21 protein-coding genes are annotated in these 22,699 nt (G+C 64.9%); 14 read left to right on the top strand and 7 right to left on the bottom strand.

Going from position 1 to position 22,699, the window contains the following annotated elements; translation table 11 throughout:
- The first annotated feature begins 4 nt into the window (after positions 1 to 4).
- From secF to P0Y59_23120, 3 genes are all read left to right on the top strand, one after another.
- A complete protein-coding gene (secF, locus tag P0Y59_23130; GenBank protein WEJ99763.1) occupies positions 5 to 973 on the top strand; it encodes a protein translocase subunit SecF in 969 nt (322 codons plus the stop codon).
- Positions 974 to 1,005: 32 nt separating this feature from the next.
- Positions 1,006 to 1,377, top strand: a complete 372-nt coding sequence (locus P0Y59_23125; GenBank protein ID WEJ99762.1) for an MTH938/NDUFAF3 family protein — start codon at positions 1,006 to 1,008, stop codon at positions 1,375 to 1,377.
- Between the two features lie 69 nt (positions 1,378 to 1,446).
- Positions 1,447 to 2,634 carry a DUF3089 domain-containing protein gene (locus P0Y59_23120; GenBank protein ID WEJ99761.1) on the top strand — a complete coding sequence of 396 codons (1,188 nt, stop codon included), beginning with the start codon at positions 1,447 to 1,449 and terminating at the stop codon, positions 2,632 to 2,634.
- Here P0Y59_23120 and P0Y59_23115 read toward each other — a convergent pair.
- Complete coding sequence (locus P0Y59_23115; protein WEJ99760.1) at positions 2,613 to 3,794, bottom strand: glycosyltransferase; 1,182 nt, start codon at positions 3,792 to 3,794, stop codon at positions 2,613 to 2,615. The two genes, P0Y59_23120 and P0Y59_23115, sit on opposite strands and share 22 nt — an antisense overlap.
- A gap of 53 nt (positions 3,795 to 3,847) precedes the next feature.
- On the bottom strand, positions 3,848 to 4,672 hold the full coding sequence (locus tag P0Y59_23110; GenBank protein ID WEJ99759.1) for a class I mannose-6-phosphate isomerase: 825 nt from the start codon (positions 4,670 to 4,672) through the stop codon (positions 3,848 to 3,850).
- A 121-nt stretch (positions 4,673 to 4,793) separates the two neighbouring features.
- On the opposite strand from P0Y59_23110, the gene P0Y59_23105 reads away from it, so the two are divergent.
- The 6 genes from P0Y59_23105 to P0Y59_23080 all read left to right on the top strand — a co-directional run bounded on the left by P0Y59_23105 (position 4,794) and on the right by P0Y59_23080 (position 14,305).
- Positions 4,794 to 5,618 (top strand): outer membrane protein assembly factor BamD, encoded by an 825-nt coding sequence (locus tag P0Y59_23105; protein WEJ99758.1) that lies wholly within the window; start codon positions 4,794 to 4,796, stop codon positions 5,616 to 5,618.
- A gap of 33 nt (positions 5,619 to 5,651) precedes the next feature.
- Positions 5,652 to 7,316 (top strand): DNA repair protein RecN, encoded by a 1,665-nt coding sequence (gene recN / locus P0Y59_23100; GenBank protein ID WEJ99757.1) that lies wholly within the window; start codon positions 5,652 to 5,654, stop codon positions 7,314 to 7,316.
- Positions 7,317 to 7,981: 665 nt separating this feature from the next.
- A complete protein-coding gene (locus P0Y59_23095; protein WEJ99756.1) occupies positions 7,982 to 8,188 on the top strand; it encodes a cold-shock protein in 207 nt (68 codons plus the stop codon).
- Positions 8,189 to 8,802: 614 nt separating this feature from the next.
- The gene (gene ligA, locus P0Y59_23090; protein ID WEJ99755.1) at positions 8,803 to 10,899 is read left to right on the top strand and encodes an NAD-dependent DNA ligase LigA; all 2,097 of its coding nucleotides are present in this window, start codon (positions 8,803 to 8,805) and stop codon (positions 10,897 to 10,899) included.
- Positions 10,880 to 13,816 carry a TonB-dependent receptor gene (locus P0Y59_23085; GenBank protein WEJ99754.1) on the top strand — a complete coding sequence of 979 codons (2,937 nt, stop codon included), beginning with the start codon at positions 10,880 to 10,882 and terminating at the stop codon, positions 13,814 to 13,816. Before ligA ends, P0Y59_23085 begins: the two co-directional genes overlap by 20 nt.
- Positions 13,817 to 13,984: 168 nt before the next feature.
- Positions 13,985 to 14,305, top strand: coding sequence for a hypothetical protein (locus tag P0Y59_23080; protein ID WEJ99753.1), 321 nt, complete (start codon positions 13,985 to 13,987; stop codon positions 14,303 to 14,305).
- Here P0Y59_23080 and P0Y59_23075 read toward each other — a convergent pair.
- Positions 14,287 to 14,868: an HD domain-containing protein gene (locus tag P0Y59_23075; protein WEJ99752.1), complete on the bottom strand. Its 582-nt coding sequence runs from the start codon at positions 14,866 to 14,868 to the stop codon at positions 14,287 to 14,289. The two genes, P0Y59_23080 and P0Y59_23075, sit on opposite strands and share 19 nt — an antisense overlap.
- A gap of 356 nt (positions 14,869 to 15,224) precedes the next feature.
- On the opposite strand from P0Y59_23075, the gene P0Y59_23070 reads away from it, so the two are divergent.
- Genes P0Y59_23070 through P0Y59_23055 form a run of 4 tightly spaced genes read left to right on the top strand, consistent with a single transcriptional unit; the run spans position 15,225 to position 18,773 of the window.
- Positions 15,225 to 16,331 carry a histidine kinase gene (locus P0Y59_23070; GenBank protein WEJ99751.1) on the top strand — a complete coding sequence of 369 codons (1,107 nt, stop codon included), beginning with the start codon at positions 15,225 to 15,227 and terminating at the stop codon, positions 16,329 to 16,331.
- Entirely contained in the window at positions 16,328 to 17,128 is an 801-nt protein-coding gene (locus P0Y59_23065; protein WEJ99750.1) for a LytTR family DNA-binding domain-containing protein, read from the top strand. Before P0Y59_23070 ends, P0Y59_23065 begins: the two co-directional genes overlap by 4 nt.
- 47 nt (positions 17,129 to 17,175) lie before the next feature.
- Positions 17,176 to 17,988, top strand: coding sequence for a methyltransferase domain-containing protein (locus tag P0Y59_23060; GenBank protein ID WEJ99749.1), 813 nt, complete (start codon positions 17,176 to 17,178; stop codon positions 17,986 to 17,988).
- 29 nt (positions 17,989 to 18,017) lie between these two features.
- Complete coding sequence (locus P0Y59_23055; GenBank protein WEJ99748.1) at positions 18,018 to 18,773, top strand: isocitrate lyase/phosphoenolpyruvate mutase family protein; 756 nt, start codon at positions 18,018 to 18,020, stop codon at positions 18,771 to 18,773.
- Between the two features lie 9 nt (positions 18,774 to 18,782).
- Here P0Y59_23055 and P0Y59_23050 read toward each other — a convergent pair whose 3' ends face one another.
- Positions 18,783 to 19,067: a DUF3297 family protein gene (locus tag P0Y59_23050; GenBank protein ID WEJ99747.1), complete on the bottom strand. Its 285-nt coding sequence runs from the start codon at positions 19,065 to 19,067 to the stop codon at positions 18,783 to 18,785.
- 100 nt (positions 19,068 to 19,167) lie between these two features.
- Positions 19,168 to 19,542: a hypothetical protein gene (locus P0Y59_23045; protein WEJ99746.1), complete on the bottom strand. Its 375-nt coding sequence runs from the start codon at positions 19,540 to 19,542 to the stop codon at positions 19,168 to 19,170.
- Between the two features lie 217 nt (positions 19,543 to 19,759).
- On the opposite strand from P0Y59_23045, the gene P0Y59_23040 reads away from it, so the two are divergent.
- The gene (locus tag P0Y59_23040; GenBank protein WEJ99745.1) at positions 19,760 to 20,161 is read left to right on the top strand and encodes an EVE domain-containing protein; all 402 of its coding nucleotides are present in this window, start codon (positions 19,760 to 19,762) and stop codon (positions 20,159 to 20,161) included.
- Positions 20,162 to 20,171: 10 nt separating this feature from the next.
- On the opposite strand, the gene P0Y59_23035 is transcribed toward P0Y59_23040, so the two are convergent.
- Both P0Y59_23035 and P0Y59_23030 read right to left on the bottom strand, forming a co-directional pair.
- A complete protein-coding gene (locus tag P0Y59_23035; GenBank protein WEJ99744.1) occupies positions 20,172 to 20,609 on the bottom strand; it encodes a DUF805 domain-containing protein in 438 nt (145 codons plus the stop codon).
- Positions 20,610 to 20,669: 60 nt separating this feature from the next.
- Positions 20,670 to 22,508 carry a GTP-binding protein TypA gene (locus P0Y59_23030; GenBank protein WEJ99743.1) on the bottom strand — a complete coding sequence of 613 codons (1,839 nt, stop codon included), beginning with the start codon at positions 22,506 to 22,508 and terminating at the stop codon, positions 20,670 to 20,672.
- Positions 22,509 to 22,699 lie beyond the last annotated feature (191 nt).

Below are 22,699 nucleotides of genomic sequence, written 5' to 3'. Positions count from 1 at the left end.
GCCCATGCGTCTCCTGAAACTCGTTCCCGACAACACGAACCTCCCCTTCGTCTCCCTGCGCAAATGGGCGTTCGGGCTGACGATCCTGCTGACCATCGCGGCGGTCGCCCTGGTGTTCGCCCGCGGACTCAATCTCGGCGTCGACTTTGTCGGCGGCCTGATGATCGAGGAGAAGTTCCAGACACCGCCGTCAACCGACAAGCTCCGTCAGGTCGTCGACCGTCTGCAGCTCGGCGAGGTACGGCTTCAGTCGGTCGGCACCGACGGCAAGACCATCTCGATCAAGCTGCCGCCGCCCAAGAGCACCGAGGAGGACGCGACCAACAAGGTCGTCGCCGCGGTCCAGGCCGCCATCAACAAGGAGTTCCCGGACGCCCGCTTCTCGAAGCAGGATGCCGTCAGCGGCAAGGTCTCCGGCGAGCTGATCTGGAAAGGCATCCTCGCGGTGGTCCTGGCCGTGATCGGCATCGGCCTGTTCGCGATCTTCCGCTTCGAATGGCAGTTCGGCGTGTCGACCATGGTCGCGATCGTCCACGACGTGCTGATGACGCTCGGCTTCTTCGCGCTGACCCAGTTCGAGTTCGATCTGAACATCGTCGCCGCGGTCCTGACCATCATCGGCTATTCGATCAACGACAAGATCGTGATCGACGACCGTATCCGCGAGAATATGCGCCGCTATCGCAAGATGGACATGCCGCAGATCGTCGACCTGTCGGTCAACGAGACGCTGCCGCGTACCGTGATGACCTCGGTCACGATCCTGCTCGCGCTGTTCGCGCTGCTGATCTTCGGCGGCCATGTGCTGCGCGGCTTCACCGCTGCAATGATCCTGGGCATCTTCGTCGGCACCTATTCGTCGATCTACGTCTCGTCCTCGCTGCTGATCTCGCTTGGCCTGCGCGCCGAGCCGAAGTCGGATGACACGCCCGGATCGAAGGCTGAGCGCGTTGCCTATAAGGACATGCCCTGACGCTCTTTTTCCGGCGACAGGGATAGACCGTCATGCGCATGGACAAGGGCCAGCAGACCGACGGCCCGATCATCTCGGCCTTTTCGGGTGGCGGGTTCAAGGTCGATGACGGCGTCTATCGCGCGCTGCTGATCACCCCGGTGCGCGCCGATGGCTGGACGCCGCCGCCGATCGAAACACTGACCGCCGACGATATCGCGCCGCTGCTCGCGCTCGACCCGTTTCCCGAGTTCCTGCTGCTCGGCACCGGTCCGTCACTGGTGCGGCCGCCCGTCTCCTTCGTCCGTGCGATCGAGGCGCGGGGGCTTGGCATCGAGGCGATGGACAGCCGCGCCGCCGCGCGGGCATGGGCGGTGCTGCGCGGCGAAGGCCGCTGGATCGCGGGCGCGCTCTATCCGCTTTGACCCTGGTTTTGACCGAAGCCTGGGCCAGCGCTATCATACCCCAAGCTCAAAAGCTGGGGGAGAGATCGCATGAAGCTGCTGGCCGGACTGGCACTGCTCGCCATACCGCTCTGGACCGTTCCCGTCGCCGCGCAGACCGCGCCGGCGGCAAGCCCTGCCCCCGCCCCTGACTATGCACAGGATTCGGCCTGGCTCTGCCGCCCCGGCCGCACCGACGCCTGTTCCGCCAATCAGGACGTCACCGTCATCCAGGCGAACGGCAAGCGGCGGATCGAGAAGTTCAAGGCAGCGCCCGCGCCGCAGTTCGACTGTTTCTACGTCTATCCAACCGTCTCCAACGACCCGACGCCCAACAGCGACATGACGGCCGGGCCGGAGGAACTGGCGGTCGCGGCGTCGCAGGCCGCGCGCTTCGCCTCGAAATGCCGGGTGTTCGCGCCGCTCTATCGCCAGGTCACGCTGACCGCGCTCCGCGCCTTCATCACCGGCCAGCCGGTCGCGATGGATCGCGCCATGCCGGTCGCCGACATCACGGCGGCGTGGAACGACTATCTGGCGCGCGACAACAAGGGCCGCGGCGTCGTGCTGATCGGGCACAGCCAGGGATCGCTTGTGCTGAAGGAAGTGATCGCCAAGTCGATCGAGCCTGACGCCGTCCGGCGCAACATCATCTCGGCGATGCTGCTCGGCGCCAATGTCGCTGTGCCGGTCGGCAAGGATGTCGGCGGCGATTTCAAGCGGCTGCCGCTATGCCGCAAGGACGACCAGTTCAATTGCGTGATCAGCTATGTCTCCTTCCGCGCCGATTCGCCACCACCGGCGAACAGCCGGTTCGGCAAGGTGCCTGAACCCGGCATGGTCGCTGCCTGCACCAACCCCGCGGCGCTCGCCGGCGGCAAGGCGGTGACTGACGCGATCCTGGGCGCCAAGGGTGCAGGCGCTGGCAGCGCGCCGATGGCCCCCTGGACCAGCGACAATTTGCCGGTCACCACCCCGTTCGTGAAGGTACCGGACCTGATCTCGGCCGAATGCGTGTCGAAGGACGGGTTCGACTATCTCGCCGTCACGGTGAACGGCAATCCGGCCGATCCGCGCACCGACACGATCGTCGGCGACGTCTCGCTCGGCGGCGTCATCCTGAAAGACTGGGGGCTGCACCTGATCGACATGCCGGTGGAGATGGGCAATCTGGTCGAGCTTGCCGACCATCAGGCGGCAGCATGGCGGGGCACGCCTCACAAGGCCCGGCGGCGCTGATCGACCAGCCCGGCGAGATGATCGTGCAATGCGGCGCTGTTCGCTTCCCAGGTGAAGCGCTCCGCGCCGCGGCGGACATCGGCCTGGACCGGCGGATGAGCGAGCAGGTCGCCGATGGCGTGAGCGAACGCGCCTGAATCGCGCGCGGCGATTCGGCCATAGGCCGGATCAGTGACGACCTCGGCGGCACCTCCGGCCGTAGTGATGACGATCGGCGTCCCGCAGGCGAGCGCTTCCACCCACGCATTGGCGAGGCCTTCCGACACGGAAGCCAGCGCCATCACGTCGGCGGCGGCAAGCAGCGCCGGCAGGTCGGCGTGCGGAATGGCGCCGAGCAGTTTCACCCGATCGCCGAGACCCAGCGCATCGATCTTCGCATGGAGCGCGCCCCGTTCCGGCCCCTCCCCGGCAACGAACAGCGTGACGCCCGGCAGGGTGGCGACCGCCTCGATTGCGATGTCGTGCCCTTTGCGTGGAATCAGCGCGCCAAGCGAGACGACGAGCGGGCCGGTCACGCCATAAGCCGCCTTTGCCGTTATCCGATCGCGTGGCGCGAATCGGTCCAGATCGACGCCAGTGCGATGGACGCGGATTCGATCGACCGGGATACCGGTCGCGGCCATATCCGTCTTCATCGCCTCCGATACCGCGAGCAACCCGTCGGCAGCCTGCGCGGCCGCGATCACCTTTCCCGCGGTACCTGGAGCTTGGCCCCAGTGATGGATATCGGCGCCCCGCGCCTTGATCGACACCGGCACCCCGAAATGGCGGCCGAGCACGACGGCGGCCGGGCCATCAGGAAAGAAGAATTCGGCGTCGATCACGTCGAACGCGAAGTCCCGGCGAATCGCGGTGAGCAACGGGAGCAGGCGACGAACCAGGGCACCGACATGGAAACGGCCTCCGGTACCAGGGATAGTGGTGAAGCGTGGACGTCGGGTGTCGAGGCCTTTCCACATTTCGCGATCGGGCAGCGATGCAAGCGATGCGTGGTGCGACAGCGCCCGGAGCGGCCAGGGCGGGAACCCGACCGGCGCGACCAGCCGCAGATCGACACCCGGCCGCGCCGCGAGACCGAGCGTCTGCCGTTCGACGAACACCCCGAAATTGGGACGCGTCGCGTCGGGGAACAGGGTGGAGAGCGTGAGGACGCGGAGCATGGCGACCGCGAATGTAGCGCGGGAAGGTTAATCCTCCCCCGCACGCGGGATCGTCAGAGCCGTTTGTCCCCGGGATAGGCGAGCAGCAGATCGCTCCCGACCGATGCCTCGATCTCGCACCGCCCCTCGATCGTCACGCACTCGCCCGCCTTCCACGCGACACCGTCGACCGCTCCCTGCCCGGCGATCGGCACGAACCACCCCATGACGCCTTCCGGCAGCGTCACGACGCGATGACCGCCGGGCCAGCGCTCGATGACGAATTTCGGTCCCTCCGCCAGGATCGCGCGGTCGTCCGACGCGGGAGCCGGTGACGGCAGCGGCACGAAGGGCACCGGATCGGCAACCGCGACGCCGGCGTCCAGATGCAGTTCCCGGTCGCTGCCATAATCATAGAGTCGATAGGTCAGGTCGACATTCTGCTGGATCTCGATCAGCGTGATCCCGGCGCCGATCGCGTGAATGGTACCTGCCTTCGAATAATAGAAATCGCCTGCCTTTACCGGCTTCCAGTCGAGCAAGTGTTCGATCGATCCGTCGAGCGAGGCGGCCCGGAGCTGATCCTTTGTCATCGGCGCCCTAGTGCCCAGCGCGATCGTTGCGTCGGGCTCGGCCGCCAGGATCACCCAGGCCTCGTCCTTGCCGCGCGGATAGCCAGCGGCGCGCGCGGCCGCGTCGTCCGGATGGACCTGGACCGACAGCTTCTGGCTGGTGAAGAGATATTTGATCAGTAGCTCGGGCTCGGCTGCGTGCGGCGTCTGGAACCACACTTCTCCGATCGGATCGCTGTCGGATGCGGGATCGGGGAAGCCCGGCCACAGATTGTGTCGGCCCCATGGCTTTTCGACGCGCTTGGTGGCGAGCAAGGTTGCGGTCATACTGGTCCTCTGGGGTCGGAATGATAACGCCAACGCGCCGGCCCGGTTATCCGATCCCGCCATGCCGCACCACGCGAAAAACATTGTTCGGGTGCGAGCGCTTGGGCTAAGGGTTGCCACGATGCGTATCCCCCTGTCCCGCTCGATCGCGCTTGCGCTTGTTGCCGCCTCGGCGTTCACCGTGTCCGGCTGTGCCGGCGGCCGTGCCAAGAGCGACATTCCCTATGTCGCCCGCGACGTCGGCACGCTCTACTCCACCGGCAAGGCCAGGCTCGACCGCAAGCAATATAAGCTCGCCGCTGCCCTGTTCGACGAAGTGGAGCGCCAGCACCCCTATTCGATCTGGGCCCGCCGGGCACAGTTGATGAGCGCCTTCTCCTATTATCTCGACCGGGACTATACCAGTTCGATCCAGTCGGCCCAGCGCTTCATCTCGGTCCATCCGGGCAACCGCGATGCGCCCTACGCCTATTATCTCGTCGCGCTTGGTTATTACGAGCAGATCAGCGACGTCACCCGCGACCAGAAGATCACCCAGCAGGCCCTCGATTCGCTCGGCGAACTGACCCGGCGCTATCCGAACTCCAAATATGCCGCCGATGCCCGGCTGAAGATCGACCTTGTGCGCGACCATCTCGCCGGCAAGGAAATGGAGATCGGCCGCTTCTACGAGACTCGCGGCCAGTGGCTGGCGGCAACGCTGCGCTTCCGCCGCGTGGTCGACGAATATCAGACCACGACTCACGTGCCCGAGGCGCTGATGCGGCTGACCGAGACCTATCTCTCCCTGGGCGTGCCCGAGGAAGCGAAGAAGTCCGCCGCCGTGCTGGGCGCGAACTATCCCGGCACCGACTGGTATCAGCGCGCCTACAAGTTGATTCAGCAGCATCCCGGCACTCCGGCGAAGTCGGCCTCGGCTGACGCGCCGGCGAAGACGGGCGCCTGACTCGGCGCTCATGCCGCCCGAGGGGTTGCCTTTGTGCTGACATCCCTTTCCATCCGCGACGTGGTGCTGATCGAGGCTCTTGACCTCGACTTCGGTGGGGGCCTGGGCGTGCTGACCGGCGAGACCGGGGCGGGCAAGTCGATCCTGCTCGACGCGCTGGGGCTGGCGCTGGGCGCGCGTGGCGAGAGCGGACTGGTGCGCCAGGGGGCGAATCAGGCTGTGGTGAGCGCAAGCTTCGACACGCCGCATGGCGACGGCCCCATAGCTTCCCTCCTCGAGCAGAACGGGCTCGACGTCGAGCCGGGCGAACCGCTGATCATCCGCAGAATCGTCAAGTCCGATGGCGGCAGCCGCGCCTTCGTCAACGACCAGCCCGCCTCCGCGGGCCTGCTGCGCGAGCTTGCCGTCCACCTCGTCGAGATCCACGGCCAGCATGACGATCGCGGCATGCTCAACGCGCGTGGCCATCGCGCGCTGCTCGATGCGTTCGGGCGGATCGATACCGGCCCGGCCGCGCGCGCCCACCGCGCCTGGCGCGACGCTGAGGACGCACTCGCGGTCGCGCGCGCCGAACTCGACACGGTCGCACGCGACCAGGAATGGCTTGAGCATGCCGTCGGCGAGCTGAGCACGTTCGGTCCGGAGCCCGGCGAGGAGGAGATCTTGGCCACGCGACGCGCCGGCATGCAGCGCGGCGAGAAGATCGCTGGCGACCTGCAGGCGATCGCCGGCCTGCTGGAGGGATCAGAGGGTGGCCTTGCCCGGTTGCGCCAGGCGGCACGCGCGCTCGAGCGGGTGTCCGAGGATCATGAGGCGCTTGGCGAAGCGCTCGAGGCGATCGACCGCGCGCTGGTCGAAGGCGGCCTGGCCCAGGAGAAAGTCGACGCGGCCGCCGAGGCGCTGGCGTTCGATCCGGCTCAGCTCGAAGCGGACGAGACGCGGCTGTTCGAGCTGCGCGCGCTGGCCCGCAAGCACCGGGTGCAACCCGACGACCTTGCCGCGCTGGCCGCGGACCTGGCCGGCAAGCTCGAGCGGATCGAGAGCGGCGGCGCCGGGATCGCCGCGCTCGAGCGCGCCGTCGCCGATACGGCGCGACACTATGAAGCCGAAGCCGAAGCCATAACGGCCGCGCGCACCGAGGCGGCTGGGCGGCTGGATTCAGCGGTCAAGGGCGAACTGGCCCCGTTGAAGCTCGATGCAGCGCGCTTCCGCACCATGATCGCCCCGCTTGGCAACGAGCTCTGGAGCGCATCGGGCAAGGACCGGGTTGAGTTCGAGATATCGACCAACCCCGGCGCCCCCTTCGGCGCACTCGCCAAGATCGCCAGCGGCGGCGAGCTGTCGCGCTTCATCCTGGCGCTCAAGGTCGCGCTGGCCGAGCAGGGCAGCGCCGCGACGATGATCTTCGACGAGATCGATCGCGGCGTCGGCGGCGCGGTGGCGAGTGCGATCGGCGAGCGCCTCGCGCGGCTGGCGGCGAACACCCAGCTGCTGGTGGTGACTCACAGCCCGCAGGTCGCGGCGCGCGGCGCCCATCACCTGCTGATCGCCAAGAGCCATGACGGCCTCGTCACGCGCACCGGCGTGGCGCAGCTCGACGATGGCGCGCGGCGCGAGGAAATCGCCCGGATGCTTTCCGGCGCGACGATCACCGACGAAGCGCGGGCTCAGGCCGAACGGCTGCTCGAAGCCGCCTGATCCCCGTTCAGAACGGGAATTTGAGCGTCACCATGATCCTCTTGTCGGGCTTGCCGTCCGGACTCTGCTGGGTGGCCGCATGGACATTTCCCTGGCCACTGCCGACGCGGAAGCCGGGGCCACCGACCGGATCGTAGCGACGGGTAAGTGGGCGAAGGCGGAACTACTCCTGCGGCTCTGGGCGACCGCAGACGACGATGTCACCGTCTTCCACGGTCAGCTCGGGACAGCGCGTCGGGTTGCCGTGCGGGGGTGGCGTGTCCGCAGCCGGACCGGTAGCGGCCTGAAGCGTCACCAACAATGCTGCGATCACCGGCCAATCCTCCCTGTCGGGAGGACGGAGAACATCATGACAAAAGGGCCGGAACATGGCTGCGGCATTACGATGCGACTTTTCCACAGACCTGTGCTATAGCCCTGTCATCTCGCGATTCCGCCCCACAAGCATCGCGTGACTGAGAGACCTTCGCGCTCCCGCTTGCAAAGCCGTTGGAACGCTCCCCTGGTCTTCTCCCCGACCTTCATTCGCACCGCTTCCGTGTCAACGGAGTAGCGCGCCCGTGCTCGGATGCGCCGGCCGGGGCCGGACGGTGCTCCGCTCTCTCTTCTCGGCCCCAAACCGGTGCGCGGCGATGCCGCCCGCCGGGCTACCCAAGGAAATAGTTATGCCGATCGGCACCGTAAAATTCTTCAACGCCGACAAGGGCTATGGCTTCATCGCGCCGGAAGGCGGCGGGAACGACGCCTTTGTCCACATCAGTGCCGTTGAAGCTGCCGGCATGCGCACGCTCGATAAGGAGCAGCGCGTGTCGTACGAGCTCGAGCAGGACCGTCGCGGCAAGATGTCCGCGGTCAACCTCGCCAGCGCGTAAGTGACGGGCGGGCGCCGGCCCAAGCCGGCGCCCCTTCCCTTCCGCCCTAACGAATTCGCGGAGAAGTCGTACGAGCACCACCGCCCTGTTCTATCGCGATCGCGCCCGTCAGGCGGAAGCCGATGCGAATGCCGCAACCCTGGACAATGTCCGTTCCCGCTGGCTGCGCGCGGCAAAAGCCTGGGACGAGATGGCAAGCCGCGCCGAGAAGACCGCCGAGCGGCGATCAGTCAACGAAGAGGCCAAGATGGTCGCGGAGATGATGGAAGACGATTAGTCGTCCCCGGATCTGACCTCCAGCCGCGACTCGGGCTTGCGCCGTTATCCGGCGCCTCTTTTTTTCTTTCCCCTGTTAAGTTGGATTCAGGGCGAAAATCATCGTTTCCTTTCAATGGCCTGGGAAGGTTTTCCCTGTTATCGCGTAACAGCGGAAAATTCCCCTGTTACCAGCCGAAGAAGAGCCCGTTTCCGCGCAGAACGCCGACGAAGAGCCCTTCAGCAAAACCGGTCATGAGAAACAGCCGGCGGGATCGCGATCGGCAATCCGGCCGCTCCTCGCTGCCACAACGATGCGGATCGTTGAATCGCCATCCAGCCTCCGCTAGCGCTTCGTCATGAGCACTCCCCTGGCCGACCCGCTCCCTGAGACCGATGAGGAAGCAGCCGCCGAACTGGCCCGGCTCGCCGGCGAGATCGCGCATCACAACAAGCTCTACCACACCGAGGACGCGCCGGAGATTTCCGACGCCGATTATGATGCGCTGGTCCGGCGCAACAACGCGATCGAGGCGGTGTTTCCGAGCCTGATCCGAACCGATTCGCCCAATGCCCAGGTCGGCGCCGCCCCGGCCAGTCACCTCGCCAAGGTGGCGCATGCCCGGCCGATGATGAGCCTGGACAACGGCTTTGCCGACGAGGACGCAACCGAGTTCGTCGCGCGCGTGCGCCGATTCCTCAACCTGACGGAAGACGCGCCGGTCGCCCTGACGGCCGAGCCCAAGATCGACGGCCTGTCCTGCTCGCTGCGCTATGAGCGCGGAAAGCTGGTGCAGGCGCTCACCCGGGGGGACGGCCAGGTCGGCGAGGATGTGACCGCCAATGTGCGAACGATCGGCGACATCCCGCAGCAGTTGCACGGAGAGGCGCCGGACGTGTTCGAGGTGCGGGGCGAGGTCTATATGGCCAAGGGCGATTTCACCGCGCTCAACGCCCGGCTGCTCGCTGAAGCCGACGCGGCCGGCGACGCAAGCAAGGCACGCCAGTTCGCCAATCCGCGCAACGCGGCAGCGGGATCGCTCCGCCAGAAGGACGCCACCGTCACCGCGAGCCGGCCGCTTCGCTTCCTCGCCCATGGCTGGGGTGAGGTATCCGCGGTGCCGGCCGCGACTCAGTATGACATGATCCGGACGATCGCGGCCTGGGGAATCCCGGTCAGCGACATGTTCATACGCGTCGAGGACGTCGCCGGAGCATTGGAGCAGTATCGCAAGATCGAGGCGGCGCGCGCCGACCTGCCGTTCGACATCGACGGCGTGGTCTACAAGGTCGACCGGCTCGACTGGCAGGCACGGCTTGGCGCGGTGGCCAAGGCGCCGCGCTGGGCGCTGGCGCACAAGTTCCCGGCGGAACGCGCCCAGACCACGCTTGAGCGGATCGACATCCAGGTCGGTCGCACCGGCAAGCTGACCCCCGTGGCGCGGCTCACCCCGGTCACGGTGGGCGGCGTGGTCGTCACCAACGCGACGCTGCACAACGAGCATGAGATCGCGCGACTCAACGTATGGCCCGGCGACCGGGTGGTGCTTCAGCGCGCCGGCGACGTCATCCCACAGATCGTCGAGAATCTGTCGCGCGACGAAAGCCGCGGCGCCTGGCCCTTCCCCACCCTTTGCCCCGAATGCCAGTCCGATGCGGTGCGGGAGGAAGGCGAGGTCGACGTGCGCTGCACCGGCGGGCTGATCTGCCCGGCGCAGCGGGTCGAGCGGCTGCGCCATTTCGCCAGCCGGGGCGCGCTGGATATCGAGGGCCTTGGTGCGACCAGCATCGAATCCTTCTTCCGCGACGGCCTGCTCCATTCGCCTGCCGACATCTTCCGCCTGAGGGGCAAGCGCGACGACCTGATCGGGCGCGAGCGGTGGGCGGAGACGTCAGTCGACAATCTCCTGGCGGCGATCGAGGCGAAGCGCAGCCCCGACCCGGCGCGCTTCCTGTTCGGGCTGGGCATCCGCCATATCGGCAGCGTCACCGCGCGCGACCTGGTGAAGGCGTTCGGCACGGTCGAACACGTCGCCGACGTGGCGATCCGCGCGGCAACCGACGAGGAGGCCAGTGCCGAACTGACCGCCATCGACGGAATCGGCCCTGCCGTGACCGAGGCGCTGGTCGACTTCTTCGCCGAGGAACATAACCGCGAGGCATGGGCCGACCTGCTGAGCGAAGTCAGCCCGACGGCCTATATTTCGACCGTCCGCCAGTCCCCGGTGAGCGGCAAGACGCTGGTGTTCACAGGATCGATGGAGACGCTGAGCCGCGACGAGGCGAAGGCCCAGGCCGAGGCGCTGGGCGCCCGTGTATCCGGATCAGTCTCAGCCAAAACGGATCTTGTCATTGCCGGCCCTGGCGCAGGATCGAAACTGAAAAAGGCGGCGGAACTGGGGGTTAGCGTGATCGACGAGGCCGGATGGGCGGAGATTGTCGCCGCCGCGAAGTGATGCTTTTTTGCAACGCAGCATAAGCGAATGCTGCGCCCTACTTGAAGAATCCCCCATGTCATTTATCCGAAATATTCGAGTCGCATGGGGGCCAGCGACGGCGGAATCGCCGCGCATTCTTGCGACTGACGCCTCAAAGGGGAAAATCATGCGACACAATCTATATCTAAGCGTTGCGGTAGCGGCGCTGATCCTCCCGAGCGCCGCGTTCGCGCAGTCGAGCGGCTCGGTGGACTTCGATCAGGGCGACATCGTCGTCACCGCGTCGAACGCTTCGAAAGGCATTGGTGGCGTAGTGGTCCCCGACGTTCCCAAGTCGCGTGTCACCATCAGCGCTGAGCTGATCGGCCGCCAGCGTCCGGGCCAGACCGTCAACGAGATCATCAACCTGGTCCCCGGCGTCAGCTTTCAGAACAACGACGCAACCGGCGCGGCCGGCGGCACGTTCACCATCCGGGGCTTCGACAGCACGCGTATTTCGCAGACGCTTGATGGTGTCCCGCTGAACGACACGGGCAACTACGCGATCTATTCGAACCAGCAGCAGGATCCAGAGACCCTGGAGTCGGTCAGTGTCAATCTCGGCACGACCGACGTCGACAGCCCGACCGCATCTGCCGTTGGCGGCACCGTCAACATCCGCACGCGCGTGCCGAGCAAAGAGTTTGGCGCGATGATGAGCGGAACCTATGGCCAATATGCGGGCGATGGCGACCCTCTGACCCGCCAGATTTTCCGCGTCTTCGGCATGGTCGATACCGGTTATATCGGGAACACCGGCGTTCGCGCCTTCTTCTCCGGCTCGAGCATTGACGCGAACAACCCCTTCAGCAACTATAGCCGCCTGCGGAAGCAACAATATAACGCTCGCATCTACAAGGATCTCGGCAGCAACGGCGACTTCATCTCGCTGGCCGGCCAGTGGAACGAGAATCGCAACAACTTCCTCGGCTCGGTGCCACTGCGCACCGACGCAAGCCCAGGCCGCGTCGTAGGCCCGAACTCGAGCAACCGCGCGCCGTTGACGGCAGCCGAGCGCTTCTACACCATCAACTATCCTTGCGTGATCGGCGGTCCGACGCCGCCGAGCGGGTCCACTGCAGGCGCGGCCTGCGGCACGGAATTCGACCGCCGGTACAACCCGTCAAACACCGGCAACGTCCGCTTCGGTTCGCGCTTCACACTGACCGACAAGCTCGTGTTCACCCTGGATGCCAGCTATCAATATACGAAGGCGAATGGCGGCGGCACCGTCACGCTCCGCGAAGGCTGCGCCAACCTGGGCAGCACCACCAATTTCAATTGCGGCCCTGGCAGCGTTACCGGCGTCATCAACACCACCGGCAACACGGGCAACGGCTCCCCCGGCGGCTTTGCCTATTACACGGGTCGTGATCTGGACGGAAACGGGGTGGTCAACCCTGCGACTACGGTCACCGGCATAGCACCGAGCCAGACTCAGACGCGTCGCTACGTCTCGGTCGCCGGCCTCGCCTACGAAATCGACGAGAATAACCGTATCCGCCTGACCTATACCTTCGATTATGGCCGCCATCGGCAAACTGGCGAAGTCGGGCTGCTGCAATTGAATGGCGAACCGTTCGACGTCTTCCCGGTCAACAATGGCGTTCGGGACGCGACCGGCGCACCGCTCGAAAAGCGCGATCGCCTGTCCTATGCGATCCTGAACCAGGTGTCGGGCGAGTATCGTGGCAAGTTCTTCGACAACGCGCTTACCGCTGTGATCGGCGTCCGCGCGCCGTTCTTCCGTCGTGAACTCAACCAGAATTGCTTCACGGTTGCAGCCAACGGCAACGTTTCCTGCGTGTCGCCGAGCCAGGTTGCCACCTATGCGGCAGCTAATCCCTACACCTATTTCGGGCCTAACGTCACAACCGTGAACGGTGTGAATCGCCCTGTGGTTGCCGGGTCGTCTTGCGCACAACTTAGCGCCGCTTGCGTGGTCGGCTTCGCTCCGCCGCAGAAGCGTATCCTGAACTATAACCGCGTGCTCCCGAATATCGGTCTGACCTATAACTTCACCTCGTCCGCCAGCGTCTTTGCCAGCTACGCCAAGGGTCTGTCGGTGCCCAGCACGGACAACCTCTACAATTCCTTCTATTATGCGGCCGGTTCGCCACAGGCGACGCCAAAGCCCGAGACGACGGATAGCTTCGATCTGGGCGTGCGCTATACGACGAGCAAGATCCAGGCGCAGCTCGCCGGCTGGTACACCAAGTTCCAGAACCGCACGGTGTCCGTGTATGATATCGAGAGCGACACCAGCATCTACCGTAACCTCGGCTCGGTCGATAAGTACGGTTTCGATGCCTCGGTGGCCTATCGTCCGGTGCGCGAAGTTCTCGTTTATGTGTTCGGGTCGTACCTGCACTCCAAGATCAAGGACAATCTCGAAGCAGGTCGCATCACCACCACAGCGGGTGGCGTAACGACCACCACGATCAACTACTTCCAGACCGCCGGGAAGCGCGAGGGCGGCTCGCCTGACTGGATGTTCGGTAGCCGTGTGCAGGGCACGATCGGCCTGTTCGACCTAGGCGCCCAAGCGAAATACACCGGTGCTCGCTACGTCAACGACGAAAACCTGCCCGTGATCACCTGCTCGTCGACTGTCGGCGGCCTCTGCGCCTCGGGCGTCACCCCGGTGCAGATTTATGGCGCGAAGATTCCCGGCTATACGGTCGTGGATCTCGACCTCCGCTTCAACATCGGCAAGCTGCTCCACAAGGAAAAGACGTTCTTCCAGATCAACGTCGGCAACCTGTTCGACAAGGTCTACATCGGCGGCCTGAGCGGCTCGAACGGCTTCGTTGGCCTGCCCAACCGCTTCTCGATCGGCAATGCCGTCATCGGTACGCCGCGCTCGATCACTGGCACGCTGCAGATCGGTCTCTAAGACCAGCTGCTCCCGACTGCAAAACAGAAGCCGCCGCCCCGAAAGGGGCGGCGGTTTTCTGTCTTGGTATACTGAAACCGCACAGCCGTGGCTGCGGACAGCACATAGTGAGTCGATTGGGACAGATAGAGTCTATTGAGATTCCGCTTCTCGCGAGATCGTGCGACGATGAGAATGCTCATCGGACGGCGCACACCATTCTTAAGAGATAAGGTAGAGCGGTCCTCCCAATTCGCCAGCCGCTTGATTCACAAAGGGCAACTCGACGACCTCGCTCTTGCCATCGAAGAGGCACCGGCCCCGGTCAAACAAAAACAACCGCCGCCCGCAGCAGCACAGATGCTTGCTATTGCGTTGCTCGACCCGACTCACGACGTCGCGAACCAGGCAAGGCGCGGAACACCGCCTCGTTCAAGCGTTCGTCACGGTAGCGACTTTCGCTTGGCATATCGTTGGACAAAATTCGCCCGTCAAACAACCTTCGCATAGACCGAGTTGAGCGGCCGCGAGAACACGCGTCCGACCATCGGCTCGAAGAAGCTCAGCGGTGCGCTTTCGTACGTCGGGTCGAAGGCCGACTGGTCGTATTTCTCGCAGAATTCGGCGCAGGCCTCGAAATGCTGGTGGCCCCGATAATTCTCGCGCAGATCCCGGTCCATCCCGAGATAGTGGAAGAAATAATAGCCCTGGAACACGCCGTGGGTGTTGGCGATCCAGTGCACCTCCTCCGACACGAAGGGGCGGAGCATCGCCGCGCCGATCTCCGGATGGTTAAACGTTCCGAGCGTGTCGCCGATGTCGTGGAGCAGCGCCATCACCACATAGGCCTCGTCCCGCCCGTCACGATGGGCGCGAGTCGCGGTCTGGAGGGAATGTTCGAGGCGATCGACCGGGAAGCCGCCGAAATCGCCCTCCAGCAGCTTGAGATGAGTCAGCACGCGGGCGGGCAGTTCCTTCGCGAAATCGCGGAAATGGCCGCCGATGATGTTCCAGTCCTGCTGGGTGCCCTCCACCATCGCGGTGAACTGGGCGCGGTCCTGATGCTGGGTCATGGCTTCTCTCTCCTCAGTTCTGCCGGGCTTTTGCATCCCGTTCGCGCTTCTTCCTTCTCCCCTTGTGGGAGTTTTGTCGAGCCTCGGGTCGAAATGCGCCCCGGGCATTTCTAAAACATGCTGGGAGCATGTTTTGTCCGAGGCTCGACAAAACTGGTGCCGCGTAGCCCCGGATGAGGGGGAGTGAGGTTCGGGACATTCGCGAGTGTCCCCCTCACCCTTCCCACTGCTTCCGGCAGCGGGCCCCTTCCCTCTCCCCCAGAGGGAGAGGGAGAAAGAGCTTCGCGCATCCAACAGCCTTACCCCACCCCACCGCACTTTGCGCATCGGTCCCAGTCGGGTTAAGACCCCCGCCCATGCCGCTGTTCACCAAGCCCGCGATCTTTTCGCGGCCCTTTTTCGAAGACAAGAGTCGTGCCTTCTGGCGGCTGCAGGCGGCTGGCTGGACCGGCTATCTGATCCTGCGCAGCGTCTCCAGCATCTCCAACGGGCTCGACCTGACGGCGACGCTGCTCGTCGTGGTCGAATCGATCATCGGCTATTGCATCACGCTGCTACTCTCGACGCTCTATCATTATTACCGGCGCCAGCCGCGCATCGCGGCGGTGATCCTGACGATCCTGACGCTGGGCGCCGCGACAGTACTTTACGCGGTGCTCGACGCCTTTTCCTTCTCGTTCATCAAGATGGCCAATCCGGGCCTGAACGTCAGCTTGGTGCTGGGCACGGTGTTCCTTAATTTCACCGTGCTGGCGGGCTGGTCGGCGCTGTATTTCGGGATCAATTTCTACCTGATCGTCGAAGAGCAGATCGACCAGCTGGCGGCGCTGGAGAATACGGCGAGCTCCGCGCAGCTGGCGATGCTGCGCTACCAGCTCAACCCGCATTTCCTGTTCAACACGCTTAACTCCATCTCGACGCTGGTGCTGCTGAAGCAGACCGAGCGGGCGAACGCGATGCTGAGCCGGCTGTCCTCCTTCCTGCGCTATACGCTGGCCAACGAGCCGACCGCGCATGTGACGATCGCTCAGGAGGTCGAGACGCTGAAACTCTATCTCGAGATCGAGAAGATGCGGTTCGAGGACAGGCTGCGCCCGAGCTTCGAGGTCGATCCGCGAGTCACCAAGGCGCGACTGCCGTCGCTGCTGCTTCAGCCGCTGGTCGAGAACGCAATCAAATATGCCGTCACGCCCAAGGAGGAAGGCGCCGAAATCGCCGTCACCGCGCGGCTCGCCGGGGATCGGGTGCAGATCGCCGTATCCGACACCGGACCGGGCTTGAATGAAATGAAAGCACGGCCAAGCCTTTCAACCGGGGTCGGGCTTGCCAATATAAGGGAGCGGCTCGCTCAGGCATATGGGCCCGACCACCGCTTCGAGACCCGCTCCATTCCCGGGGGCGGCTTCGGGGTCGAGATTGAGATTCCGTTCCAGCTCGGGGAACCGGTTAGAGAGGTAGCATGACGATCCGTACGATATTGGTGGATGACGAACCGCTGGCGATCCAGGGGCTCGAGCTTCGCCTCCAGGCGCACGAGGATGTCGAGATCATCGACAAATGCCAGAATGGGCGCGAGGCTATCCGCGCCATCAAGACCCACAAGCCCGACCTCGTCTTCCTCGACATCCAGATGCCCGGTTTCGACGGCTTCTCGGTGGTGCAGGGGCTGATGGAGGTCGAACCGCCGCTGTTCGTGTTCGTCACCGCCTATTCCGACCATGCGCTGAAGGCTTTCGAGGCGCAGGCGGTCGACTATCTGATGAAGCCGGTCGAGGAATCCCGGCTGGCCGACACGCTCGACCGGGTGCGGCAGCGGCTGGCGGAGAAGCGCGGCATCGAGGAGGTCGACCGGCTGAAGGAAGTGCTGGCCGAGGTGGCGCCGGATTCAGTCGAGAACCTTGCCGACGGCGGCGACCAGGTTTCCGCCAACCGCTTCGAGAAGCTGATCAACATCAAGGACCGCGGCCAGATCTTCCGGGTCGATGTCGACACGATCGAGCGGATCGACGCGGCCGGCGATTACATGTGCATCTATACCGGCGACAACACGCTGATCCTGCGCGAGACGATGAAGGACCTGGAGAAACGGCTCGACCCGCGCCGTTTCCAGCGTGTGCACCGGTCGACCATCGTCAATCTCGACCTGGTCAAGGAAGTGAAGCCGCACACCAATGGCGAGTGCTTCCTGGTGCTTGGATCGGGCGCGCAGGTGAAGGTCTCGCGCTCCTATCGTGACGTGGTCGCGCGCTTCGTGCATTAAGCCGCGACGTCGCGCCCCCGGCCCGACGAAACCGGGGGACACGCACGATGACGACGGATGAGCTTGGGGCGGAGATTCGCCGCCTTGGGCCGTGGCACCATGATATCGAGATAGCGCCGGGCATCCGCACCGGGGACCCGGCCTATCGCCCCGAGCCGGACCCAGCACTCGGCACGCCCAGCATCGTCGATCCCTACGCCAAATTCGCGCGGGCGTTCGGCGACCTCTTTCCCGAGGGACTGCGGGGCCGGTCATTTCTCGACTGCGCGTGCAATGCCGGCGGCTATCTGTTCGCGGCCAGGCGGATGGGAGCCGGGCGCTGCTTCGGCTTCGACGTGCGCGAGCACTGGATTCGCCAGGCGCATTTCCTGGCCGGCCGCCTGCCGAGCGCGGATATCGATGCAGGCGTATGCGCGCTGGCGGACGTGCCCGAGCTTGGCCTGAAACCGTTCGACGTAACGCTGTTCAGCGGCATCCTGTATCATCTGCCCGATCCGGTCGCCGGGCTGAAGATCGCGGCCGACCTGACCCGGGAGGTGCTGATCGTCAACACCGAGACGTTCCCGGCGAAGCAGGACGGGCTGATCCTGAATCCGGAAAGCCGAACGCTGCTGATGTCCGGCGTCGACGGTCTCGCCTGGTATCCGACGGGGGAGACCGTCGTGCGCCAGATGCTCGCCTCGTGCGGCTTTCCTCACACCCGGCTGCGCTTCAACCACGCCACCGAGGGCAAGCGGAGGCGGCTTGAAATCTGGGCCGCGCGCGATCCGGGAGTGTTCTCCCATTATGACGGCCTGTATCCGCAGGTGCCGCCCAGCCGCCTGCGTCGATTGACGGCGAGGCTGCTCGGTCGCAGATAGGATAAAACAAAGTCGGGTCGGGACGAGAGATGCAGGACAAGTTCAGAACCTTCGCGGCGTTGCATGTGCCTGGCGACCCGCTGATCCTGTACAATGCCTGGGACGCGGGCAGCGCGCGCGCAGTGGCGAGCGCCGGGGCCAAGGCGATCGCGACCGGCAGCTGGTCAGTCGCGGCGGCGCAGGCCTATGGCGATGGCGAGGGCTTGCCGCTCGAGATCGCGCTGGCCGGCGCGACCCGGATCGCGGGCGCGGTCGACCTGCCGGTCTCGATCGATTTCGAGGGCGGCTATGCCGTCGAACCCGAGGCGGTGGCGGCCAATGCCTCCAGGCTGGCGGCGACCGGCGCGATCGGGTGCAATTTCGAGGATCAGGTGGTCGGCGGCGAAGGCCTGCACCCGGTCGACTTCCAGGTCGCACGGATCGCGGCGATGCGCGCCGCCACCGGCCCGTCCTTCTTCATCAACGCCCGCACCGACATCTTCCTTCAGAACGCCCCGGCGACTCATGACGAGGAAAAGGCCGACACGGCGATCGCGCGGGGCAAGGCCTATGCCGATGCTGGCGCCAGCGGCTTTTTCGTGCCCGGGCTGGTCGACCTCGCGCTGCTGGGCAGGGTCTGCCGCGAAGTATCGCTGCCGGTCAATTTCATGGCCTTTCCAGGCGCACCGGGTGCCCGGGAGGTGGCTGGTGCTGGCGTCGCGCGGATCAGCCATGGGCCGAACCCCTATCGCACCGCGATGGCCGCACTGACTGCGGCGGCGCAGGCAGCGTTCGACTGGCGCTGAGCGCGAGCCTTACGCTTCCGCCCCGTCCTCGTCCGCAGCATCATCCGCGCCGGGGGCGGGATTCTCGAACCAGGCCTCGACCGGGCCGCTGAGCTTCAGCGTGAGCGGCTGGCCGTGGCGATCGACCTTCTTGCCGAGCGCGACGCGGATCCAGCCTTCGGAGATCGAATATTCCTCGACGTCGCGGCGTTCGGCACCCTTGAAGCGGATGCCGATCCCGCGCGACAGCTTCGCTTCGTCGAAATGCGGGCTGCGCGGGTTGGAGGACAGGCGGTCTGGCGGTGTATCGGTCATGGGGCGGGCTCATGACGCAAAATCGCGCGCGATGCCAGAGCGGCGATACGAAAACGGCGTGGACCGGGCCCACGCCGTCTCCTTCAGGCCGGTGTCGCGATCAATTGCAGACCCGGACCCGGACCGGGTATCCGTAATAGCGGTCGTAGCGACGCTCGATCCAGCAGCGCTGGTAGTTCGGCCGGTAGCGATAGGCGTAGTAACCGTCATTCGGGTAATAGCCGTGGCTGCGATAATAGCCGTCGTCATAATAGGGATCGTAACCGCGCTCACGATAATAGCGGTCGCGATCGCGGCCGTTGGACGCGATGGCCGCGCCGATCGCGAGACCGGCGATGCCGGCGACGATCGCGGTGCCAGCACCGTCGCCATGCCGATAATGGCGATAGCGTTGCGCGTCCGCGGGGACCGCAGTGGTCAGCGCTGTCGCGGCGAGCGCCACGCCGAGGCCGGCCTTCTTCACAAAATCGTTCATCTCGAACCTCCTCTTGTCAGCAAGCCCGTAGCCGCATCGGGGGGATAACGCGGCAACGCTCCAGCTTGTTGCATCATGATCGAGTCGGTCTGAACTCGTGCGGAATGCGGCGTTTAACCGCCGTTCAGCGTGGCCCGGCTCAAAGGCGGCCGCTCAAGGTCAGGCGTTGAAACGTCCTTCGCACGAAGTAAAGTCGGGCTCACCCAAGGAGACGATGATGGCGTACTGGCTGCTGAAATCCGAACCCGAAAGCTATAGCTGGGACGACCTGATCCGCGAGGGCGAGACCGAATGGACCGGCGTGCGCAATCCGGCCGCTGCGCTTCACCTGAAGGCAATGGCGGTGGGCGACCGCGGGCTGTTCTACCATTCAGGCAAGGAAAAGGCCGCAGTGGGCGTGATGGAGATCATCCGCACGGCGCAACAGGACGGCGACGAGCCGCGCTGGGTGTCGGTCGCGGTAAAGCCGGTCGAGGCACTGGCGAAGCCAGTGACGCTGGCGGCGATGAAGGCGGAACCGAAGCTGGCGGGCATGGAAATGCTGCGCCAATCGCGCCTGTCGGTCAGCCCCGTCAGCGCCGCGCAATGGGCGGTGCTGACGGGAATGGGTGACGCCTGATCGCGGTAGATCAGGAAAAGACGTCGCCCAGTCGGTCTGAATCTTCCTGCTCGTCCGTGCGAGGATCGAAACCATAATCGTTCTCGCCCGGGGTGCCGGGCAGGAAAGCGAGCACGATCATGATCAGTCCGCCAATATAGGGGATGAAGACCAGAAGGGCGAACCAGCCGGATTTATCCTGATCGTGCAGGCGCCGGATCGTAACCGCCCAGCTCGGGATGATGGCGGCGAGCCCCAACAGCACGAGCACGATCATTGCAATCATTGCGACGGTTGAACCGCCCCCGGAACCGAAAGCGTTGAACCCCCGCGTGAACACTCCCGCGAAGAGCGCCAACAGCGCCATCACGCTGTAAAGCGCAATGAAGAACATGAAATATTCGGTCCGCTGCGAGCGGCCCGCAAAATCAGCATAGAGGCGCCAAGGCCGCGTCAGAATCTTCTTCATGCTATCCCCCAGATTGAACCCCGGGGGATGCTAGACCTGCCGACAGCCCGCTGCCAAGCGTTAAGCCGCCTGCTTGGCGCGCGAGGCCTTTTTGCGCTCGTGCGGATCGAGGTAGCGCTTGCGCAGGCGGATCGACTTGGGCGTGACCTCGACCATCTCGTCATCGTCGATGTACGCGATGGCCTGCTCAAGCGTCATCTTCTTCGGCGGGGTCAGGCGGATCGCGTCGTCCTTGCCGCCCGAGGCGCGGAAGTTGGTGAGCTGCTTCGCCTTCATCGGATTGACTTCGAGGTCATCCGTCTTGGCGTTCTCGCCGACGATCATGCCCTCGTACAACGCCTCGCCATGGCCGACGAACAGGATACCGCGCTCCTCGAGCGGGCCGAGCGCATAGCTGTTGGCTTCGCCCGAACCGTTCGAGATCAGCACGCCGTTCTTGCGGCCCTCGATATTGCCCTTGTGCGGGCCATATTTCTCGAACAGCCGGTTCATGATGCCGGTGCCGCGCGTATCCGACAGGAACTCGCCGTGATAGCCGATCATGCCGCGCGAGGGCGCGGAGAAGGTGATGCGGGTCTTGCCGCCGCCCGAGGGACGCATGTCGGTCATCTCGGCCTTGCGCAGGTTCATCTTCTCGACGACCGTGCCCGAATATTCCTCGTCCACGTCGATGATGACGGTTTCGTACGGTTCGGTCTTCTTGCCGTCCTCATCCTCACCGAACAGCACGCGCGGGCGGCTGATGCCGAGTTCGAAGCCTTCGCGGCGCATCGTCTCGATCAGCACGCCGAGCTGAAGCTCGCCGCGCCCGGCGACTTCGTAGCTGTCGCGATCGGCGGCTTCGGTCACCTTGACCGCGACGTTCGATTCGGCCTCGCGGAACAGGCGGTCGCGGATCATGCGCGAGGTCACCTTGGTACCCTCACGGCCGGCCATCGGCGAATCGTTCACCGCGAAGCGCATCGACAGGGTCGGCGGATCGATCGGCTGGGCGTGGAGCGGCTCGCTGACGGTGATGTCGGCGATGGTATCGGACACCGTCGCGACGGTCAGGCCGGCGAGCGAGATGATGTCGCCTGCCTTGGCTTCCTCGGCCGGGACACGCTCGAGCCCGCGGAAGGTCATGATCTTCGAGGCGCGACCCGCTTCGACGATCTTGCCGTCATTGTTCAGCGCGTGGATCGGCTGGTTGAGCTTCACCGTGCCGGAATTGACCCGGCCGGTGAGGATACGACCAAGGAAGTTGTCGCGGTCGAGCAGCGTCACCAGGAAGGTGAAGGGCGCGTCGACATCGACGCTCGGTGCCGGGATGTGGCTGACGATCGTCTCGAACATCGGGGTCAGCGTGCCTTCGCGCGCATTCTCGTCGGTCGAGGCATAGCCGTTGCGGCCCGAGGCGTAGAGCACCGGGAAATCAAGCTGCTCGTCAGTCGCCTCGAGCGAGACGAACAGGTCGAACACTTCGTCCAGCACTTCCTGGATGCGCGCGTCACTGCGGTCGACCTTGTTGACGACGACGATCGGGCGCAGGCCCAGCGCCAGCGCCTTGCCGGTGACGAACTTGGTCTGCGGCATCGCGCCTTCGGCCGAATCGACCAGCAGGATCACGCCATCGACCATCGAGAGGATGCGTTCCACCTCGCCGCCGAAATCGGCGTGGCCCGGGGTGTCGACGATATTGATGCGGGTCGCGACGCCGGCGCCGTCGATCCATTCGATCGAGGTCGGCTTGGCGAGGATGGTGATGCCGCGTTCTTTTTCGAGGTCGTTCGAATCCATCGCGCGCTCTTCGACGCGCTGGTTATCGCGGAAGGTGCCGGACTGGCGGAAGAGCTGATCGACCAGGGTCGTCTTGCCGTGATCGACATGGGCGATGATCGCCACGTTGCGGAGGCTCATTGGGTCACTCGATATTTTATAGGGAATAGGTTGCGGGCGCCGATAGCGCAATTGCTGCGCCGCGGAAAGGGCGGATGTCACGCGAAGCAACAGACTGATCGCCACATCTGATGTCCAGGGCGCGCAGATTCGAGACAATCGCTGCAGATTCCCGCTTTCCGGCTGATTTCAGTGCCCCTATCGTCATCGCC

This window comes from Candidatus Sphingomonas phytovorans, from assembly GCA_029202385.1.
Classification (GTDB): domain Bacteria; phylum Pseudomonadota; class Alphaproteobacteria; order Sphingomonadales; family Sphingomonadaceae; genus Sphingomonas; species Sphingomonas phytovorans.
Note: the sequence above shows the minus strand (reverse complement) of the source record. Positions and strands in the feature narration are given on the sequence as shown.

Excerpts from the sequence above, each read along its gene's own strand:
- secF (WEJ99763.1), top strand. The coding sequence starts at position 5 with ATGCGTCTCCTGAAACTCGTTCCCGACAACACGAACCTCCCCTTCGTC.
- P0Y59_23125 (WEJ99762.1), top strand. The coding sequence starts at position 1,006 with ATGCGCATGGACAAGGGCCAGCAGACCGACGGCCCGATCATCTCGGCC.
- P0Y59_23120 (WEJ99761.1), top strand. The coding sequence starts at position 1,447 with ATGAAGCTGCTGGCCGGACTGGCACTGCTCGCCATACCGCTCTGGACC.
- P0Y59_23115 (WEJ99760.1), bottom strand. The coding sequence starts at position 3,794 with ATGCTCCGCGTCCTCACGCTCTCCACCCTGTTCCCCGACGCGACGCGT.
- P0Y59_23110 (WEJ99759.1), bottom strand. The coding sequence starts at position 4,672 with ATGACCGCAACCTTGCTCGCCACCAAGCGCGTCGAAAAGCCATGGGGC.
- P0Y59_23105 (WEJ99758.1), top strand. The coding sequence starts at position 4,794 with ATGCGTATCCCCCTGTCCCGCTCGATCGCGCTTGCGCTTGTTGCCGCC.
- P0Y59_23095 (WEJ99756.1), top strand. The coding sequence starts at position 7,982 with ATGCCGATCGGCACCGTAAAATTCTTCAACGCCGACAAGGGCTATGGC.
- ligA (WEJ99755.1), top strand. The coding sequence starts at position 8,803 with ATGAGCACTCCCCTGGCCGACCCGCTCCCTGAGACCGATGAGGAAGCA.
- P0Y59_23080 (WEJ99753.1), top strand. The coding sequence starts at position 13,985 with ATGAGAATGCTCATCGGACGGCGCACACCATTCTTAAGAGATAAGGTA.
- P0Y59_23075 (WEJ99752.1), bottom strand. The coding sequence starts at position 14,868 with ATGACCCAGCATCAGGACCGCGCCCAGTTCACCGCGATGGTGGAGGGC.
- P0Y59_23070 (WEJ99751.1), top strand. The coding sequence starts at position 15,225 with ATGCCGCTGTTCACCAAGCCCGCGATCTTTTCGCGGCCCTTTTTCGAA.
- P0Y59_23065 (WEJ99750.1), top strand. The coding sequence starts at position 16,328 with ATGACGATCCGTACGATATTGGTGGATGACGAACCGCTGGCGATCCAG.
- P0Y59_23060 (WEJ99749.1), top strand. The coding sequence starts at position 17,176 with ATGACGACGGATGAGCTTGGGGCGGAGATTCGCCGCCTTGGGCCGTGG.
- P0Y59_23055 (WEJ99748.1), top strand. The coding sequence starts at position 18,018 with ATGCAGGACAAGTTCAGAACCTTCGCGGCGTTGCATGTGCCTGGCGAC.
- P0Y59_23050 (WEJ99747.1), bottom strand. The coding sequence starts at position 19,067 with ATGACCGATACACCGCCAGACCGCCTGTCCTCCAACCCGCGCAGCCCG.
- P0Y59_23045 (WEJ99746.1), bottom strand. The coding sequence starts at position 19,542 with ATGAACGATTTTGTGAAGAAGGCCGGCCTCGGCGTGGCGCTCGCCGCG.
- P0Y59_23040 (WEJ99745.1), top strand. The coding sequence starts at position 19,760 with ATGGCGTACTGGCTGCTGAAATCCGAACCCGAAAGCTATAGCTGGGAC.
- P0Y59_23035 (WEJ99744.1), bottom strand. The coding sequence starts at position 20,609 with ATGAAGAAGATTCTGACGCGGCCTTGGCGCCTCTATGCTGATTTTGCG.
- P0Y59_23030 (WEJ99743.1), bottom strand. The coding sequence starts at position 22,508 with ATGAGCCTCCGCAACGTGGCGATCATCGCCCATGTCGATCACGGCAAG.